Source organism: Halorussus gelatinilyticus, assembly GCF_023238445.1.
Taxonomy (GTDB): domain Archaea; phylum Halobacteriota; class Halobacteria; order Halobacteriales; family Haladaptataceae; genus Halorussus; species Halorussus gelatinilyticus.
The window spans coordinates 3,358,344-3,374,149 of the sequence record NZ_CP096658.1 but is presented as its reverse complement, the minus strand read 5'-3'; the positions used below and the strand labels follow the sequence as shown (position 1 = coordinate 3,374,149).

Genomic DNA, 15,806 nt, shown 5'->3' with positions numbered 1-15,806 from the left:
TTCCGGCGACTCCCCTCAACGCGGCCTCACCACCCGTCGATTCGGGGTCCGGTCACCTGCCGTCGATGCGCGTTCCGGGGGTCTCGCCCGCGAGGAACTCCCCGAGGGCGTCAGGACCGAAGACGGTTGCGGGCGCGCCGAGGTCCAGCAGGGCCCGGACCTTCCCGGCCATCCCGCCGGTCACGTCGGTCGCGTCGCTCTCGCCGAGGAACCGGGCCACCTCGTCGTAGGACCGGATTTCGGGAATCACGTCCTCGTCGTCGTCCAGCACGCCCGGCACGGTCGAACAGAACCCCACGCGGTCGGCCTCGATACCTTCGGCGACGGCCGTGACCACCTCGTCGCCCGAGAGGACGGTCACGCCCTCGCCCGCGTGGGCCACCACGTCGCCGTGGAGGACCGGCACGAACCCCTCGCCGAGCATCGTCTCGACCTGCGCGGTCGGGAGGTCGAGCGCCGCCGACTCGTCGCGGCGGGCCGCCGAGAAGGGGTGGACCGGCACCGCAGGCACGTCGCGGTCGTGGAGTCGCGCCAGCACGAAGTCGTTGAGCGTCTTCATCGCGCCGTGGATTTCGACCGCTGCCCGAGCGTCGGCCGACCCCTCGGTCTTCGAGACGCCGTGCTCGCTGGCGTGGTGGTGGCCGAAGCTCCCGCCGCCGTGGACGACCACGAGGTCCGACACGTCGTTACTGACGAGCGCCTCGGCGATGGCGTCCGCCGCGCGGTCCAGTTGGGGGCCGTCCAGCGCCTCCGGCCGGTCTTTGTCGGTAATCACGCTCCCGCCGAGTTTGAGAACGGTGGTCTCGGTCCCGCCGTCGGTCATCTCGGTCCCGCCGTCGGCCGTTTCGGACTCACGGTCCGTCATTCCTCGTCCTCCACGCGCACGCCGTCCGTATCTAGCTCCGCTCGGAAGGCGTCCTCACAGCCCGGCGTGTACCGGAGCGCGGTCTGGGTGCTGTCGGTCGGGTCGAGCGCGACGATACAGCCGCCGCCGCCCGCGCCGGTCAGCTTGGCCCCGTGAGCGCCCGCGTCGCGGGCCGCCCAGACCATCTGGTCGAGCGAGCGCGACGAGACCCCGAGCGCCTCCAGCAGGCCGTGGTTGAAGTTCATCAACTCGCCTAACTCCGCGACGTCGCCCGCGGCGAGGGCCTCCTCGCCCGAGCGCACGACGTCGCCGATGCTCTCCACCGTGTCGGCCGCGAAGTCGTACTCCTCGCGCAACGCTCGCACGCCCGCGACGAGTTCCCCGGTGTCGCCCGCGCCGCCGTCGAATCCAATGACGAACGGCAGGTCGGGCGCGTCCATCGCCCGGCAGTCGTCGCCCTCGACGCGGACCGCGCCGCCCGTCGCCGAGCAGAAGGTGTCCGCGCGCGACGCCTCGCCGTTCTGGACCTCCAGTTCGGCCTGATACGCGCGCTCGGCGACCTCTTCCGCGCTCAACTCGACGCCCAACTCTCGGGTCCCGGCGTCGATGCCCGCGGTGGTGACCGCCGCCGACGACCCGAGACCCGCGCCGAGCGGAATCTCGCTCTCGACGGTGATGTCGAAGCCGGCGTCGGGTCGGCCCGCGGCGTCTCGCGCCTGCTCGACCGCGGCGTCGATGTACCCGATTCCGGCCTGCACCAGCGACTCGGCCACGTCCACGTCGGGACCGCCGTCGCTATCGTCGCTGTACTCGACCGTGAACCCGTTGAGACTCAGGTCCTCGGCGTGGACTCGGATGCGGTCGTCGTCGCGCGCCTCGACGGACACCCGCGCTCGGCGCTCGATGGCGCAGGGGACCGCCGGTTCGCCGTAAACGACCGCGTGTTCTCCGAACAGGTAGACCTTGCCCGGAGCGCTCGAAACGACCATGTAGAGGGGTTTCTGACGGGAGGTTAATTCGTTTGCGAAGCCGACCGGTCGAAGAGTCGCGTCGAATCGGACTCGACTCGTCGCCGAATGGAAGCGAAAACCACACTGCGAGCAGCGTCTCCGACGAGAATCGAGGCGTCGCCGCGCCCGGTTTGCCCGTGCCCCGAGATTTATGTACGATGACAGAACCAATCACGTCCATGTCAGACCCGCCCGAGACCGACCGCCGCGAAGTCGTCGAGGAGGTACACGGCGAGGAGATACGCGACCCCTACCGCTGGCTGGAAGAAGACACCGAGGAGGTCCGGGCGTGGGTCGAACGCCAGAACGACTACGCCGACGACCACCTCCGCGGGGCGGTCCGCGACGCCCTCGAACCCCGGTTCGAGGCCCGCGCCGAGGTCCAGTCGTACGGCGTCGTCACGCCGTGCGAGCGCGGTTACTTCCAGACCGTCGAGGCCGCCGACGAGGACCACCCGAAGCTCTGTTTCCGGCCTGAACTCGACGCCGAACCGACCGTCCTCGCCGACCCGAACGAGTGGCCCGAGACCGACTCGCTGGACTGGTTCGTCCCCTCGTCCGACGGCGCACTGGTCGCCTACGGCCGGGCGGCGGGCGGCGAAGAACAGTACGACGTGACGATCCTCGACGCCGAGACCGGCGAGACGGTCGGAGTCGTCCGGGACTGCGGCCGGACCAACCCCGAAAGCGTCGCGTGGACCGAGGAGGGGTTCTACTACGTGACCACCGGGTCAGCCGACGAGGGCGCCCAGTTGGAGAAGCAGATTCGCTACCACGAGTTAGGGGCGGGCGAATCCGCCGCGGCCGACGACCCGGTGTTGACCGACGACGTGGGCGAACACGTCTGGCCGCAACTCGGCTACACCGACGGGACGCTCGTCGTCGCGTACCACCGCGGCTGGACGCACTCGGACGTGTACCGCTGGGAGTGCGACGGTCGGTCCCCCGCGAACGGCGAACTGGTCGAACTCGTCGCCGACGCCGACGCCTCGTTCCGATTCGCTCTCGCCGACGGCACGGCGTACTTCCGAACCGACTACGACGCCCCGCACTCGCGCGTCCTCGCCTGCGACGTAGACGCAGACGCGGCCGACCCCGACGACCTCGCCGAAGTGGTCCCCGAGCGCGAGGGCACGCTGACCGACGTCGCCGTCGCGGGCGACTCGCTGGTCGTCCACCGCCAGCGCGACGCCGCATCGTCGCTCTCGGTCTACGACCGGACGGGCGGGAAGCGCCGTGACGTTGCCCTCCCGGAGTACGCCGCGGTCGGTCGCGGCGACCTGACGGGCCACCCCGACGCGCCCGAGTTCTATTTCCGTGCCCAGACGTTCGACCGTCCACCGTGGGTCGCCCGCGGCCGGACCGACGCCGAGGAGACGACCGTCGTGAGCGAACGGGGCCCCGAGTCGAACGGCGACTCCGAGTCGCCGTTCGACTCGGACCTCGACCTCGTGGTCGAACAGCAGTTCTTCGAGTCGGCAGACGGCACCGAGGTCCCGGCGTTCGTCGTCCACCGCGAGGGCGTCGAACGCGACGGCGACAACCCGACCGTCCTCTACGGCTACGGCGGGTTCCGAATCACGCTCACGCCGCGTTACGACCGATTCCGCGTCCCCTTCCTCGAAGACGGTGGGGTCTACGTGCAAGCGAACCTGCGGGGCGGCGCGGAGTACGGCGAGGAGTGGCACCGCGCCGGGATGCGCGAGCGAAAACAGAACGTCTTCGACGACTTCTACGCGGTCGCCGAGGGGTTGATAGAGCGCGAGTACACCCGCCCCGAGCGACTCGCCGCGATGGGCCGATCGAACGGCGGCCTGCTGGTCGGTGCAGCGATTACCCAGCGCCCGGACCTCTTCGGCGCGGCGTCCTGCGGGGTCCCGCTCCTCGACATGCTCCGGTTCCACGAGTTCCTGCTCGGCGAGTCGTGGACGACCGAGTACGGGTCGCCCGACGACCCCGACGACTTCCGATATCTCCGGGAGTACTCGCCGTACCACAACGTCTCCGAGCGCGAGTACCCGGCCGTCTACTTCGAGACCGCCGCGGGCGACACTCGCGTCCACCCCGGCCACGCTCGGAAGATGACCGCCCGGATGCAGGCCGCGAATACGGGCGAGAAGCCCGTCCTGCTCCGGACCGAGACCGAGGCGGGCCACGGCGTCGGCAAGCCCACGTCGATGGTCGTGGCCGAGCAACTGGACCGCTGGGCGTTCCTCTACGACCAGTTGGGCGTGCCGACAGAATCGAACGCGAGTGACGAGACGAACGTGACCGGCGAATCGAACGCGAGTGACGAATCGAAGGGGACGGAGTGAACGATCGTCGGCACAACGGCTAACTTTCCCGACACCGAAGATTCGGGCATGAAGCTACGAAACGTCGCGGCCGGAGTCGCCGGCGGCCTCGGAGCCGCCGCGCTCGGCAACGGACTGCTCTCGTGGAAGGTCGGGGACCTCGACCCCGCGCTAGAGGGCCGACAGGGGACATACCGCTGGCGGGGCTTCGACGTGGCTTACACCGAGGCCGGCGACCCCGACGACCCCGACGTACTGCTCCTGCACGGGGTCCACGCCGCCGCCTCGAACAAGGAGTTCGATCAGATTTTCGACCAACTCGCCAAGACCCACCACGTCGTCGCGCCCGACCTGCCGGGCTTCGGGCGCTCTGACCGCCCGCCGCTGACCTACTCCGCGGCGCTCTACACTGCCTTCGTCACCGACTTCGCCGAGGACGTGACCGAGGACGCGGCCTGCGTCGCCACCTCGCTGTCGGGGGCCTACGCGACGCTGGCCCAGCACCAGTCGAGTCCGTTCACCCGCCTCGTGCTGGTCGCGCCGACCGGCGACACCGGCCCGCGCCGGACGTGGCTCCGGTCGCTGATCCGGTCGCCGCTGGTCGGGCAGGCGCTGTTCAACCTGCTGACCAGCAAGCGCTCGCTCCACTTCTTCGACAACCGGGAGGCGTACTCGACGGAAGCGTCGTACACCGAGAGCGACGTGGACTACCAGTGGGAGACCGCCCACCAACCCGGCGCGCGCTTCGCGCCCGCCTCGTTCGTCTCGGGGTATCTCGACCCCGACGTGGACCTGGGCGAGGAGTTGGTGCGACTCGACGTGCCCGTCACCATCGTCTGGGGCCGCGACGCGACGGTCTCGCCGCTGGAGGAGGGCGAGGAACTGGCCGAGCAGGCCGACGCGAAGTTGGTCGTCTTCGACGAGGCGAAACTCCTGCCGCACGCCGAGCATCCCGGTCCGTTCCTCGACGTTCTGCTGGACGAACTGACGGAGGAGGCGGTCGAGTCCGAACCCGGCCGAGCGTAGCAAGTCGCGTCGCCTTCCTCGAAGCAATCGAGTTCGACCGTCGGTACGTCGAAAAGAGAAGAGCGTCCGCTACTACTGTTGTTCCTGCGTCGGACGCTCGGTGACCGTGACGTTGATCGTCTGTCGAGACCCGTCGCGCAGGACCGTCACCTGCACGGTGTCACCGGGCCGAGTCTGAGTGAACAGGTACGAGAGCAGGTCCTCGCGGGACGAGACGCTCTGGTTCCCGATGGCGACGATGACGTCTCCGCCGACGGGAATCCGTTGGCCGTTCACGACCGTGCTATCGTTGGCACCTTGGAACGCCTCGGCGGCGGGCGTTCCGTCGATGGTGTCCACCACGTAGACGCCCTGACTCACGTTGAGGTCGTTCGCCTCGGCGAGCGGTTGGGTCAGCGTGACTCCTTGCACCCCGAGGAGCGGGAACGAGTACTCGCCCTGCTGGATGAGCGCGGGCACGATCTGCTCGACGAGCGACGCACCGATGGCGAACCCGATGTTATCCCCGCCGCCGGCTTGGTTCACGCCGACCACGGACCCGGTGTCGCACGCGACGAGCGGTCCGCCGCTGTTACCGGGGTTGATGGGCGCGTCGGTCTGGACGCTGTTCGGCAGCGGGAACCCGACCGGCGACGTCCGGTTGACCCCGCTGACGATGCCCGACGTGATGGTCGTCTCCAAGCCGAACGGACTCCCGATAGCGGCGACGCGGTCGCCCGGATTCGGGGCCGAGTCTGCGACCGGAAGCGCCTCGACGTACTCCGGGGTGTCGTCCACGCGGACGACCGCGAGGTCCGCGAGTCGAGACGTCCCGACCACGGAACCGCTCCGGGTCTCCCCGCGAGCGAACCGGACGCCGACGCTCGACGTCTGATTCACGACGTGCTGGTTGGTGACGACGAAGCTACTCCCGTTACCGGCGTCGAAGACGAACCCGGACCCGCTCCCCTGAGCGGTCTGGATTTGGACGACCGAATCTATCGTCTGGTTGTACAGCGCCGAGTAGTCGCACGCCGCGGTTCCCGATTGTTGGTTTAGCTGTCCTCCACGTTCGAGCGACGGACTCGTCGCCTGCACGCGACCGTCCGTCGATGTCGTTGCGCCGAGCGCCGCCATCGGAGCGACGGCGACGGTGACGACGACGAAAAGCAGTGTCAACTCGTGTCTCCCCACCATGCAGTTGTCTAGGCAACGAAGATGCGGGTAAGAGTGGTGGCCGGTAACCGCGGCATCGACCCGGAGGGCGGCGATATCGGGGTCTCAGCGCACTCTGAAGACGAGGACGCGTTCGTCCGCGGTCTCGGTCTCGGCCACGTCGAGCGCGACCTCGGTTCCGACCGTCACGGCGTCGGTGTCGCGCACGATTCCCGTCAGTCGAGCGCCGCCGAAGTCCGTAACCGCCGTCACGTAGGGCGCGTCGTCGGCGAACGAGGGCGCGGGGACGTGGACCTCGGTGTAGGTCTCGATTTCGCCGGTCTCGGGGAGCGGCGTCTCTTCGAGGTCGGTCGCGCCGCAGTGGGGGCAGACCCGCCGTGGCGGGAGCGACCCGTGACCCTCGGGACATTCGAGATAGTAGCCCTCGCCCGACTCGACGGCGTCGAGGAAGTCGTCGAAGCCATCGTCGCGGACGCGCTCGCCCTCGCCGGTTCGGTCGCTCATCGGTCCACCTCCAAGACGTGAACCGTGGTACTCGCCACCGTGCCGCCCGCGTTGTGGGCCACGCCGATTTCGCCGGGCACGGCGTCGCTGTTGGGGTGGTCGCCCCGGAGCAGGCGCGTCATCTCGACGACTTGGCTCGTCCCGGTCGCGCCGACCGGGTGGCCCTTGGCCTTCAGGCCGCCCGAGAGGTTGACCGGCCGGTCGCCGTCGCGGGTCGTCTCGCCGCGGGCCGCCGCGCCGATGCCCTCGCCGGGCGCGTAGAAGTCCAGCGCCTCGACGGCGAGGACCTCCGCGATGGTGAAGCAGTCGTGGACCTCGGCGACCGACACGTCCTGCGGGCCGATGCCGGCGTCGTCGTAGGCTTCTTCCGCGGCGCGCTCGGCGGCGGGGGTGCGAGCGAGGAAGCGTCGGTCCTGTAGCGCCATCTTGTCGCCGCCCTGCCCCGTACCGGTAATCGAAACCGGCGCGTCGAGGCCGTGTTCCTCGGCGTACTCGTCGCTGACGAGGACCGCGGCGCTCGCCCCGTCGGTGATGGGGCAGGCGTCGTAGAGACCGAGGGGGTCGGCGATGGTCGGCGCTTCGAGCGCGTCCTCGACCGTGATGGCGCGCTGGAACTGCGCGAACTCGTTTTCCAGGGCGTTGTCGTGGTTCTTCACCGCGATTTCGGCGAGGTCCTCGCGGCTCCCGCCGTACTGCTCGAAGTAGGCGCGGGCCATCAGCGCGTAGGCCGCCGGGAAGGTCATGCCCGCCCGGACCTCGTAGAGGTCGTCGGCCGCGATTGCGAGGGCTTCGGTCGTCCCCGCGGTGCCGAGGTTGTTCATGCGCTCGGCCCCGCCGACGAGCATCACGTCCGCTTCGCCGTTTCGCACGTCCTTGACGGCCTCGCGGACCGCCACGCCGGAGGAGGCGCACGCGCTCTCGTAGCGGGTCGCCGGAGCGGTCAGCCCTGCGGCCTCGGCCATCAACGGGCCTTGGTGGCCCTGATGCTCGCTCAGTTCGCCCATGAAGTTGCCGAAGTTCAACTGCTCGACGTCGGCCCGGTCCACGCCCGCGTCGGCGAACGCTCGCTCGCTCGCCTCGGCGAAGAGGTCCCGGCCGGTCCGTTCGGGGTGCTTGCCGAAGTGGGTGAGACCGACCCCTGCGACTCGTACGCCTGTCATGCGTCTAACTTCGTGATGGACAGGTAAGAAAGGCATCGGTCTTGCGTTCGATTCGACGACCGAAAGAAAGACCCGACGCCGCCGAGCGTCGGCGAGAGACGATGAGAGGCCGCGAGAACGAGGACTATTTACTCGGTTCCGAATTCACATCCTATCGCTGTAGTCCCAGCTTCACATTCTGTCGCTGTAGTCCCAACTGTGGATTCGGCGCGGTCGGACCCGGATGCGGACCTCCTCGCGGTCGGGCGAGAGGAGCCACTCCGCGAGTTCCGAGTCGGTGCCGCCGAGGTACCGCTCTAGCAGGTCGCGGAGGACGCCTTTGTCCTCGTCCACCGACAGACCGGTCGAACCGTTCCCCCGGACGCCGCGGTACGGCGGGTGGTTCTCCGACACCTCGAAGGCGACCTCGGCGTCGTTGCGGAGATAGGTCACCACGTCGGCCTCGGCCCACGTCGAACACTCGAAGAAGCCCTCGCGGTAGCGATACCAGAGCGCGACCATCCACAGCGACTCGTCCGGACGATGACAGGCGAGACGGAGCGGAACCGTCGCCGACCGGAGGTACTCCTCGACCTCCCGCTCGCTCCACGCGCCGGTGAACTTGGTCATGCCAGAGTCTACCACGCGACGACGGATAGGTCTTCACGCGAGGGGGCGAGTGAAGCGAGCGACCCGTTCTATCGCACATCCTTGCACACTTCGAGCGTCGATAAGAGCAACCTTTACACTCCCTTGCCTACACCGTCCGGGTATGAGCGAGACAGTCCTGCTGGTCGGCGGCGGCGGACGTGAACACGCCATCGCCCGCGCGCTCGGCGACAGCGACGCAGACCTCTACGCCTGCGCGGGCAACCGCAACCCCGGCATCGCGGCGCTCGCCGAGGAGTTCGAGACGCTGGAGACGACCAACCCGAAGGCCGTCGTCGCCTACGCCGAGGACGTGGGCGCGACCCTCGCGGTCGTCGGTCCCGAGGGACCGCTCGCGGCGGGCGTCGCCGACGCGCTGGACGACGCCGGAATCTACGCGTTCGGCCCGAACGAGGCCGAGGCCCGTATCGAGACCGACAAGGCGTTCCAGCGGCGGTTCATGCGCCAGCACGACGTTCCCGGCTGTCCGGACTTCGAGACGTTCGACGACATGGAGAAGGCGTGCGAGTACATCGACGAGTACGACGGCGACCTCGCGGTCAAACCGGCCGGACTGACCGGCGGCAAGGGCGTCCGCGTCATCGGCGACCAAGTGACGGCGGCGGAGGCCAAGGAGTACCTCCGGAACGCCGACTACGACCGCGTGGTCCTCGAAGAGCGACTCGTCGGCGAGGAGTTCACCGTCCAAGCGTTCGTGGCGAACGGCGACCTGCGCGTGACTCCCGCAGTGCAGGACCACAAGCGCGCATACGAGGGCGACGAGGGACCGAACACCGGCGGGATGGGCAGTTACAGCGATGCGGGCCTCGCGCTCCCGTTCATGGACGAGGACGACTACGCCGAGGCGGTGGACGTGCTGAAGGCCACCGTCGGTGCGCTGGACGACTACAAGGGCGTCCTCTACGGCCAGTTCATGCTCACCGCCGAGGGCGTGAAGGTCGTGGAGTTCAACGCCCGCTTCGGCGACCCCGAGGCGACGAACACCCTGCCCGTCCTCAACACCGACTTCCTCGACGTGCTGGTCGCGGCCCGCGAGGGCGAGGCCCTGCCCGAACTCTCGTTCGCACCGAAGGCGACGGTCTGCAAGTACGCCGTGCCCGAGGGGTACCCCACGAACCCCGAGGCCGGTGCGAAGGTCGAAATTTCCGAGGAGAACGCCGGAGACGCGCTCCTGTTCTACGCCAGCGTGGACGAGCGCGAGGACGGCATCTACACGACCACCTCCCGCGCGTTCGCCGTGGTCGGCGTCGCCGACACCATCACCGACGCCGAGGAGATCGCCGAGGACGCGCTCGCGGTCGCCGGCGAGGAGGGCCTCGACGTGCGCCACGACATCGGAAAGCCCGACCTCGTGCAACGGCGCATCGACCACATGGCGAGTCTGCGCGGCGAGTAGCCGGACGATTCCGGGCGAGTAGACGCACGCTTCTCCCGGTCAGACGCCGCTTGTGACGCCGCAGGCGACCCATAACAAAACAGTTTCTGCCCGTCTCGCCGTCCATGTCCCTGACCGACGAAGGCGAGTCTCGATTGACGACCGACCAAGCCTTCGACCTGCTGGGCGACGGCGAGCGACGGCGCGCGCTGGCGGCCCTCCGGGAGTTCGAGGAGGCGGTGAGCCTCGACCGACTCGCGGAAGCGACCGCGGCCCGACGCGACGCGGTGACCCCCGTCGAGGCGACGTCCGACGAGGTGACGCCCGACCAGCGCGAGCGCGTCGCGGCGATGCTCCACCACGCCCATCTCCCGCGCTTCGAGGACGCCGGGGTGGCGACCTACGACCCGATGGCGGGCGAGGTCGAACTGACCGAGGCGGCCGACGACTTGGAGCCGTACTTCGAGGTGATGGAGGAGTACCGCGAGTCCGTACAGTCCGAGTCCGTGCGGTCGGACTAGCTACTTTCAAGGCCGAACCCCACCAATCACGGGCCGTGCCCGACGACATCGACCAGCCAGACGAGCGAGACGCCGACCCTACCCGCCGCCACGACCGAATCGCCCGCCACGCCACGCCAGGGCCGGGCAACTCCCTCCAATCGTGGACGACGGCCAAGAGTCCGCTCCGGGTCGCGCTGAACTACGTCGTCATCGTCCTCGCGCGCATCTCGCCGAGCCTCAAACTCAAGAATCTCCTCCTGCGGAGCATCGGCGTGACCGTCGGCGAGGGCGTCTCGTGGGGGCTCGAATCGACGCCGGACGTGTTCTGGCCCGAACTCGTCACGGTCGAGGACCACGCCATCGTGGGTTACGACGCGACGATTCTCTGCCACGAGTTCCTGCAGGACGAGTACCGGACAGGCGAGGTCCGAATCGGCGAGCGCGCGATGATAGGCGCGGGAGCCGTCGTCCTGCCGGGCGTCGAAATCGGCGAGGGCGCGAGCGTGGCCGCCAACTCGCTGGTCACGCAGGACGTGCCGCCCGGCGAGACGGTCGCGGGGGTCCCCGCGGAACCGATGGGGACCGAGGAGTCGGCCGACTGATTTCACCCGGCCAGCAGAACCCGTCTCACAGCGCCTTCCGCGAGCGCGAGGACGCAGATGGCGACGACCAGCGGCGGCCCGAAGACGAACGGGTAGAGTCCCACGGGGTCGGTCTCGCCGTTCACGTTGAGGAACAGGACGAGTACCGCGACCGTCGCCGCGAACGCGCCCGCCAGCGGCGCGACGAACCGCCAGCGAGCGTAGGCGTAGTACGGAATTGCCACCTGTAGCGCGATGACGAAACCGTTCAGGAGGAGGACGACCGCGAGCGTGGCGGGTCGCTCGACCGCCGCGGCGGGGAGACCGACCGTGACGAGTCGCGCGAGTGCCCAGACCGCGAGACAGAGGCAGGCGTAGACCGCGCCGCCGCCGACCGCGAGGACCGCGGGCCGGGGAAGCGACCCCCGGAAGCCGTACGGTGCGGCGGCGACCAGCGCGGCGAGAGCGCAGGCGACCGCGAGCGTCAGCGCGTCGCTTCCCAGCACCGGGTCGGGAGAGCCGGGCATCGACTCACTCCCGGATGCGGACGACACCCTTTTCGAAGACGCGGCTGTTCGGGACGATGTACTCCTCGCCGTCGTTCTCGATGTGCGTGACGAACACGTCCACCTCCTGGACGATGCCGCGGTCGTCGCCGACCCGCACCTCGTCGCCGATACCGTACGGTTGGTTCAACAAGAGGTAGACGCCGGCGGCCGACGAGCGCAGGAGGTCCCGGAACGCCACCGCCGCGAAGAGGATGACCGCGAAGACGTAGGCTGCCAGCAGGATGAGCAGTGCCTCGATGGCGACCTTCAACTGCCCCAAGGCGACCAGCGCGGCCAGATAGACGATGGTGTACTTGACCAGTCGCGGGAGGACGCCGACCTCGGGGAGTTTGACCGACCGCAGGCGCTCGCCGACGACGAGTTCGGCCTTGTCGGCCACGACGAACCCGACGATGAAGACGAGGATGGCGATGAACAGGTCGGGGATGAACGTCAGGACCCCGGCCCAGAACAGTTGGGCGTTCAGGAGGTCGGCGAAGTTCAGCGCGATGAGGACCGCCACGCCGTAGATGAACCACGAACTCAGCCGCGCGACCAGCGACACGGTGTCGGTCCCGAGGCTCTGGGCAGTTCGTTCGAAGGGCGTTCGCGCGACCGCTTCGGGTACCCCCGCGGCGGTCAAGAGACGCTGATTCAGTCGCCCGACCACGTAGCCGGCGATGAGACCGACGACGAGGATGAGCAGGGCCAGCAAGTACTGGAACTCCTCGCGGAGAAGCGTCTCCCACTGGACCTGCATCGCCACCATCAGTACTCCTCCGGGTCGAGTTCGAGCACCAGTTCGCCGCCCTTGAACGCCCGGACCAACCCGTCGCTCTCCGAGAGGACGATGGCCGTCGCGTTGGTCTCACGCGTGACGGCTCCGGCCGCCATGTGGCGCGCGCCGAGACCCTTGGGGATGTCCACGCCCTCGGCGGATGGTTCGAGATACCGATAGGCCGAGACGATTTTGCCCGCGTCGGAGATGACGAACGCGCCGTCGAGACGGGAGAACTCCTTGAGCATCACGTTCACGATGGGGTCGCCGACGTGGACGTGGGACTTCTCGAAGGGGTTGTAACTGAGCGGCCGGGACTTGTTCATCACCTTCCCGGCGTCGCCGACGACGAACAGCGCGCCGACCGGCTTGCCCTTCTGGCCCTTCTTCCCGAGTTCGATGGCGACCTCGAACACGTCGCGGATGACGCCGGGGTCGCCCCGCGAGTTGGCGAACAGGTCGTAGACGCCCGAGTGGATGGAGTCGTTGGCCCGCGCGCGGGTCACCGTGTCGGTGCCCTCGTCGAACATGCTCACCACACAGACCACTACGTCGCCGTCCTCGACGACGCCCTGCTCCATTCCGCCTTCGATTCCGAACCGGATGCGCTCGCGTACGTCGTCGAACTCCAAGGGCAACTCCACGAACGTGTCGGCACCGACCGAGTTCTCGGGACCGACGACGACGAGGTCCGCGTCGTCGTCCAAGTCCCCGTACCGGTCGTAGTAGGACCCGCTGGGTGAGAACAGGAAGACGGCGTCGGCGTCCTCCGTCACGTCCCCCAAGAGTTCGTTCAGGTCAGCCATTACCCGAAACGACTCAGTGACCGGAGAAAAGGTTTGTGGGGGGATACATACCCGAACTGTTAGGTCGTGGTCGGATACGTCCCCGACGACCGCCCGGCGTCGGCGAGTAGCGCGGGCCAACGCGCGGCCGACTGCCGAGCGCGACGACGGGATGATGCCAGCGGTCGGAAGTGTTACGTCCGCTCGTCGCTCCCGTCGCCGTCGGACGCTCGCTCCTCTTCAGTCGCGGTCACGACGGATTCGACGCTCCCGCCGAGCGTGTCCGACCCGCGGCGGTCGGTCTCGCCCTCGTCGTCGCTCGGCGTGGTCCGGAATCCCGCGCCGAACAGCGTCAGCACGCCGAGCGCGTAGGTCCCGATCGCCACGGTTGGCAACTGGCCGACGCGCCCGGACCACTCGGCGGTCCAGAACAGAACGACCCCGACGCCCGCGACCGCGGTGCCGACGCCCGCGAGCGGTCCGGAGCGGGCGGCGTCGGGACACTGCCCGAACAGCGCGAGAAACCCCGCCAACAGGGAGACGCCCCCGAACAGGACGCCGAATCGGAGCGCGTGCGGTTTCGCCACGCCGAACCCCGCGACGAGGCTGGCGGTCGCCGCGACGAACCCCACGACGGCGACTAGACTCCCGAGGAGCAGGGCGCTCGCTCGGGCGACCGCCCGCCAGCGAACCCCCTCGTCTCTCCGGTCGTCGAACATGTCTAATTCGAGACGTACGGATGTGGCAAAAGCATGTCGGAGAGTTTCATCGTTGATACTCTCGTCGCTCGACCCTCGGTTCAACTATTATTTCCGGAACGAATAGGCGGAAAATCTAACGATAGCCAATCGGGAACTGTCGAGGAGGTGGCACGGAACAGCCCTCTCGTCTATCACGACTGCGGGAATCTGCGGGACCGGATTTGAACCGGAGCAAGACGTTCCGGGCGTGCGGCGCGAATCGCCGTTCCGGGCCTGCGACTTGCAGGATTCGAATCCGTCCTGCTCCCTCACTCGGTTCTCGCTTCGCTCGAAAATTCGTTCAGTGCGCGGGACCGGATTTGAACCGGCGGACCCCTACGGGATAGCGTCCTAAGCGCTACGCCGTTGGCCTGGCTTGGCAACCCGCGCGCAATCTCACGTTCCGGCGAGGGCGACAAGAACCTGTCGTTCTCTCGGAGCGCGACCGTCGCGCTCACATCCGAGCGCGACGGTCCGCGCGCCAGCGGACGGAGAACCGAAAATCGGCGCTTGAAGATTCGCAACCAATCTTGAGGGAACGTAGAGTTGTTCTTCCCGGCTGAGAGGACACCGCCGACGAACCGCCGCCTACGGCGAGACGCTTATGTAAATCCGCTCGCAAACAGTGGTCGTGTATCGGGCACGCGACCACGTCGAAAACGAGCGGTGGCTGGCGGAAATCGAGGAGTGCGCCGACCGACTGGGGCTGGACACCGCCGCTCGCTCGCGGGCGACCGACCTCTTCCTCACGACCGTCTCGGAGTGGGACGCGCCGAACGACCGCGACGCCGACTCCCGGCGCGCGGTCGTCGCGGCCAGCCTCTACGCGGGGTCGCTCATCGAGGGAGACCAGCGCTCGCAGAGTGAAGTCGCCGAGGCCGTCGGCGTCGCCCGACTGACGATTCAGCAACGCTGGAAGGACCTGCTGGAGGCGGCCGGTCTCCAACCGCCGTCGTGGTGACTCCGGACCCGCTCACGGGTCGCTAGACCCGTTCGACGCCGCGAGTTCCGGCGGGAGAACCCTCCCGACCGTTCCGCGACAATTCGGCGATTACGGGGTTTCAGTCCGGACCTAGCACCGAGTATCGCTCCGTTCGCCGTCTGAACGATTGACACGTTCTTCCCGTCGAACAGCGTGGGTTCGGACGGAGACTCATGACACGCAAGACAGTAGTACTCGCTATCGCCGCGCTGATGGTCGTCGGCACCTCGGCCGCGCTCGCGGTCGGGTCCGGTCCGGCCGCGACCGACGAGGCACCGCTCGCACAGGAGACAGAGACGACGACGGCGGCCAACGAGACCGTCGAGACGACGGCCGACGAGACGACGATGGAAGAGACGACGATGCAGGAGACCACGACGGCCGAAGGACAGGTCGGGGCCGAGTCGGCCCGAATCACGTTCCTGAACCAGACCGCGGGCTACACCTTCACCAACGGTGAGCCGAACACGACGAGCGTGCTCATCGAGCGCGTCGTCGTCCCCGAGGGCGGCTTCCTCGTCGTCCACCAAGCGCAGAACGCGACCGGTGAGTACGCCACCGAGGGCCAAGTCGAGGTCGGTAGCGTCGTCGGTAACTCGACGTACCTCGAACCCGGCGTCCACAGCAACGTGGTCGTCGAACTGAACGGCACCGTCAACAACAGCCAGACGCTGGTCGCCATGGCCCATCAGGACACGAACGACAACCGGCAGTACGAGTTCCCCGAGGCCGACGGTCCGTACACGCAGAACGGCTCGGCCGTCATCGACACCGGCTACGTCATCATCGAGTACGACGCCACCGACCTGACGTTCGGCGACGACGGGAACCAGACGACGACCGAAGCGTAAC

The 15,806-nt window shown here is 68.3% G+C and carries 17 protein-coding genes and 1 tRNA gene; 7 read left to right on the top strand and 11 right to left on the bottom strand.

What is annotated here, in order from left to right; genetic code table 11:
* Positions 1 to 52: 52 nt before the first annotated feature.
* Entirely contained in the window at positions 53 to 823 is a 771-nt protein-coding gene (locus M0R88_RS17205; RefSeq protein WP_248656727.1) for an isopentenyl phosphate kinase, read from the bottom strand.
* Positions 824 to 861: 38 nt separating this feature from the next.
* On the bottom strand, positions 862 to 1,854 hold the full coding sequence (mvk, locus tag M0R88_RS17200) for a mevalonate kinase (protein WP_248654649.1): 993 nt from the start codon (positions 1,852 to 1,854) through the stop codon (positions 862 to 864).
* Between the two features lie 200 nt (positions 1,855 to 2,054).
* On the opposite strand from mvk, the gene M0R88_RS17195 reads away from it, so the two are divergent.
* Together M0R88_RS17195 and M0R88_RS17190 are read left to right on the top strand one after the other, a co-directional pair.
* Positions 2,055 to 4,190, top strand: coding sequence for a prolyl oligopeptidase family serine peptidase (locus M0R88_RS17195; RefSeq protein ID WP_248654648.1), 2,136 nt, complete (start codon positions 2,055 to 2,057; stop codon positions 4,188 to 4,190).
* 48 nt (positions 4,191 to 4,238) lie between these two features.
* Entirely contained in the window at positions 4,239 to 5,195 is a 957-nt protein-coding gene (locus M0R88_RS17190; RefSeq protein ID WP_248654647.1) for an alpha/beta fold hydrolase, read from the top strand.
* 72 nt (positions 5,196 to 5,267) lie between these two features.
* On the opposite strand, the gene M0R88_RS17185 is transcribed toward M0R88_RS17190, so the two are convergent.
* The 4 genes from M0R88_RS17185 to M0R88_RS17170 all read right to left on the bottom strand — a co-directional run bounded on the left by M0R88_RS17185 (position 5,268) and on the right by M0R88_RS17170 (position 8,623).
* Complete coding sequence (locus M0R88_RS17185) at positions 5,268 to 6,371, bottom strand: S1C family serine protease (RefSeq protein ID WP_248654646.1); 1,104 nt, start codon at positions 6,369 to 6,371, stop codon at positions 5,268 to 5,270.
* An 84-nt stretch (positions 6,372 to 6,455) separates the two neighbouring features.
* On the bottom strand, positions 6,456 to 6,854 hold the full coding sequence (locus tag M0R88_RS17180) for a Zn-ribbon domain-containing OB-fold protein (protein WP_248654645.1): 399 nt from the start codon (positions 6,852 to 6,854) through the stop codon (positions 6,456 to 6,458).
* On the bottom strand, positions 6,851 to 8,014 hold the full coding sequence (locus M0R88_RS17175) for a thiolase C-terminal domain-containing protein (RefSeq protein WP_248654644.1): 1,164 nt from the start codon (positions 8,012 to 8,014) through the stop codon (positions 6,851 to 6,853). Before M0R88_RS17175 ends, M0R88_RS17180 begins: the two co-directional genes overlap by 4 nt.
* Positions 8,015 to 8,185: 171 nt before the next feature.
* Entirely contained in the window at positions 8,186 to 8,623 is a 438-nt protein-coding gene (locus tag M0R88_RS17170) for a pyridoxamine 5'-phosphate oxidase family protein (protein ID WP_248654643.1), read from the bottom strand.
* Positions 8,624 to 8,765: 142 nt separating this feature from the next.
* On the opposite strand from M0R88_RS17170, the gene purD reads away from it, so the two are divergent.
* The 3 genes from purD to M0R88_RS17155 all read left to right on the top strand — a co-directional run bounded on the left by purD (position 8,766) and on the right by M0R88_RS17155 (position 11,142).
* Entirely contained in the window at positions 8,766 to 10,058 is a 1,293-nt protein-coding gene (gene purD / locus M0R88_RS17165) for a phosphoribosylamine--glycine ligase (protein ID WP_248654642.1), read from the top strand.
* 104 nt (positions 10,059 to 10,162) lie between these two features.
* Positions 10,163 to 10,558 carry a DUF7344 domain-containing protein gene (locus M0R88_RS17160; RefSeq protein ID WP_248654641.1) on the top strand — a complete coding sequence of 132 codons (396 nt, stop codon included), beginning with the start codon at positions 10,163 to 10,165 and terminating at the stop codon, positions 10,556 to 10,558.
* 35 nt (positions 10,559 to 10,593) lie between these two features.
* Positions 10,594 to 11,142 (top strand): acyltransferase, encoded by a 549-nt coding sequence (locus M0R88_RS17155; protein ID WP_248654640.1) that lies wholly within the window; start codon positions 10,594 to 10,596, stop codon positions 11,140 to 11,142.
* Positions 11,143 to 11,144: 2 nt separating this feature from the next.
* Here the strand turns inward: M0R88_RS17155 and M0R88_RS17150 are convergent, their stop codons facing one another.
* From M0R88_RS17150 to M0R88_RS17130, 5 genes are all read right to left on the bottom strand, one after another.
* Positions 11,145 to 11,648, bottom strand: coding sequence for a hypothetical protein (locus M0R88_RS17150; RefSeq protein ID WP_248654639.1), 504 nt, complete (start codon positions 11,646 to 11,648; stop codon positions 11,145 to 11,147).
* Between the two features lie 4 nt (positions 11,649 to 11,652).
* Positions 11,653 to 12,429: a mechanosensitive ion channel domain-containing protein gene (locus M0R88_RS17145; RefSeq protein WP_248656726.1), complete on the bottom strand. Its 777-nt coding sequence runs from the start codon at positions 12,427 to 12,429 to the stop codon at positions 11,653 to 11,655.
* 8 nt (positions 12,430 to 12,437) lie between these two features.
* Complete coding sequence (gene dacZ, locus M0R88_RS17140; protein WP_248654638.1) at positions 12,438 to 13,253, bottom strand: diadenylate cyclase DacZ; 816 nt, start codon at positions 13,251 to 13,253, stop codon at positions 12,438 to 12,440.
* A gap of 173 nt (positions 13,254 to 13,426) precedes the next feature.
* Positions 13,427 to 13,951 (bottom strand): cell division protein CdpA domain-containing protein, encoded by a 525-nt coding sequence (locus tag M0R88_RS17135; RefSeq protein ID WP_248654637.1) that lies wholly within the window; start codon positions 13,949 to 13,951, stop codon positions 13,427 to 13,429.
* Between the two features lie 326 nt (positions 13,952 to 14,277).
* Positions 14,278 to 14,362 (bottom strand) — tRNA-Leu (locus tag M0R88_RS17130).
* A gap of 241 nt (positions 14,363 to 14,603) precedes the next feature.
* On the opposite strand from M0R88_RS17130, the gene M0R88_RS17125 reads away from it, so the two are divergent.
* Together M0R88_RS17125 and M0R88_RS17120 are read left to right on the top strand one after the other, a co-directional pair.
* Positions 14,604 to 14,933 (top strand): transcription initiation factor IIB family protein, encoded by a 330-nt coding sequence (locus tag M0R88_RS17125; protein ID WP_248654636.1) that lies wholly within the window; start codon positions 14,604 to 14,606, stop codon positions 14,931 to 14,933.
* A gap of 194 nt (positions 14,934 to 15,127) precedes the next feature.
* Entirely contained in the window at positions 15,128 to 15,805 is a 678-nt protein-coding gene (locus tag M0R88_RS17120; RefSeq protein WP_248654635.1) for a DUF7282 domain-containing protein, read from the top strand.
* Position 15,806: the final 1 nt, after the last annotated feature.

Excerpts from the sequence above, each read along its gene's own strand:
- M0R88_RS17205 (WP_248656727.1), bottom strand. The coding sequence starts at position 823 with ATGACCGACGGCGGGACCGAGACCACCGTTCTCAAACTCGGCGGGAGC.
- mvk (WP_248654649.1), bottom strand. The coding sequence starts at position 1,854 with ATGGTCGTTTCGAGCGCTCCGGGCAAGGTCTACCTGTTCGGAGAACAC.
- M0R88_RS17195 (WP_248654648.1), top strand. The coding sequence starts at position 2,055 with ATGTCAGACCCGCCCGAGACCGACCGCCGCGAAGTCGTCGAGGAGGTA.
- M0R88_RS17190 (WP_248654647.1), top strand. The coding sequence starts at position 4,239 with ATGAAGCTACGAAACGTCGCGGCCGGAGTCGCCGGCGGCCTCGGAGCC.
- M0R88_RS17185 (WP_248654646.1), bottom strand. The coding sequence starts at position 6,371 with ATGGTGGGGAGACACGAGTTGACACTGCTTTTCGTCGTCGTCACCGTC.
- M0R88_RS17180 (WP_248654645.1), bottom strand. The coding sequence starts at position 6,854 with ATGAGCGACCGAACCGGCGAGGGCGAGCGCGTCCGCGACGATGGCTTC.
- M0R88_RS17175 (WP_248654644.1), bottom strand. The coding sequence starts at position 8,014 with ATGACAGGCGTACGAGTCGCAGGGGTCGGTCTCACCCACTTCGGCAAG.
- M0R88_RS17170 (WP_248654643.1), bottom strand. The coding sequence starts at position 8,623 with ATGACCAAGTTCACCGGCGCGTGGAGCGAGCGGGAGGTCGAGGAGTAC.
- purD (WP_248654642.1), top strand. The coding sequence starts at position 8,766 with ATGAGCGAGACAGTCCTGCTGGTCGGCGGCGGCGGACGTGAACACGCC.
- M0R88_RS17160 (WP_248654641.1), top strand. The coding sequence starts at position 10,163 with ATGTCCCTGACCGACGAAGGCGAGTCTCGATTGACGACCGACCAAGCC.
- M0R88_RS17150 (WP_248654639.1), bottom strand. The coding sequence starts at position 11,648 with ATGCCCGGCTCTCCCGACCCGGTGCTGGGAAGCGACGCGCTGACGCTC.
- M0R88_RS17145 (WP_248656726.1), bottom strand. The coding sequence starts at position 12,429 with ATGCAGGTCCAGTGGGAGACGCTTCTCCGCGAGGAGTTCCAGTACTTG.
- dacZ (WP_248654638.1), bottom strand. The coding sequence starts at position 13,253 with ATGGCTGACCTGAACGAACTCTTGGGGGACGTGACGGAGGACGCCGAC.
- M0R88_RS17135 (WP_248654637.1), bottom strand. The coding sequence starts at position 13,951 with ATGTTCGACGACCGGAGAGACGAGGGGGTTCGCTGGCGGGCGGTCGCC.
- M0R88_RS17120 (WP_248654635.1), top strand. The coding sequence starts at position 15,128 with ATGACACGCAAGACAGTAGTACTCGCTATCGCCGCGCTGATGGTCGTC.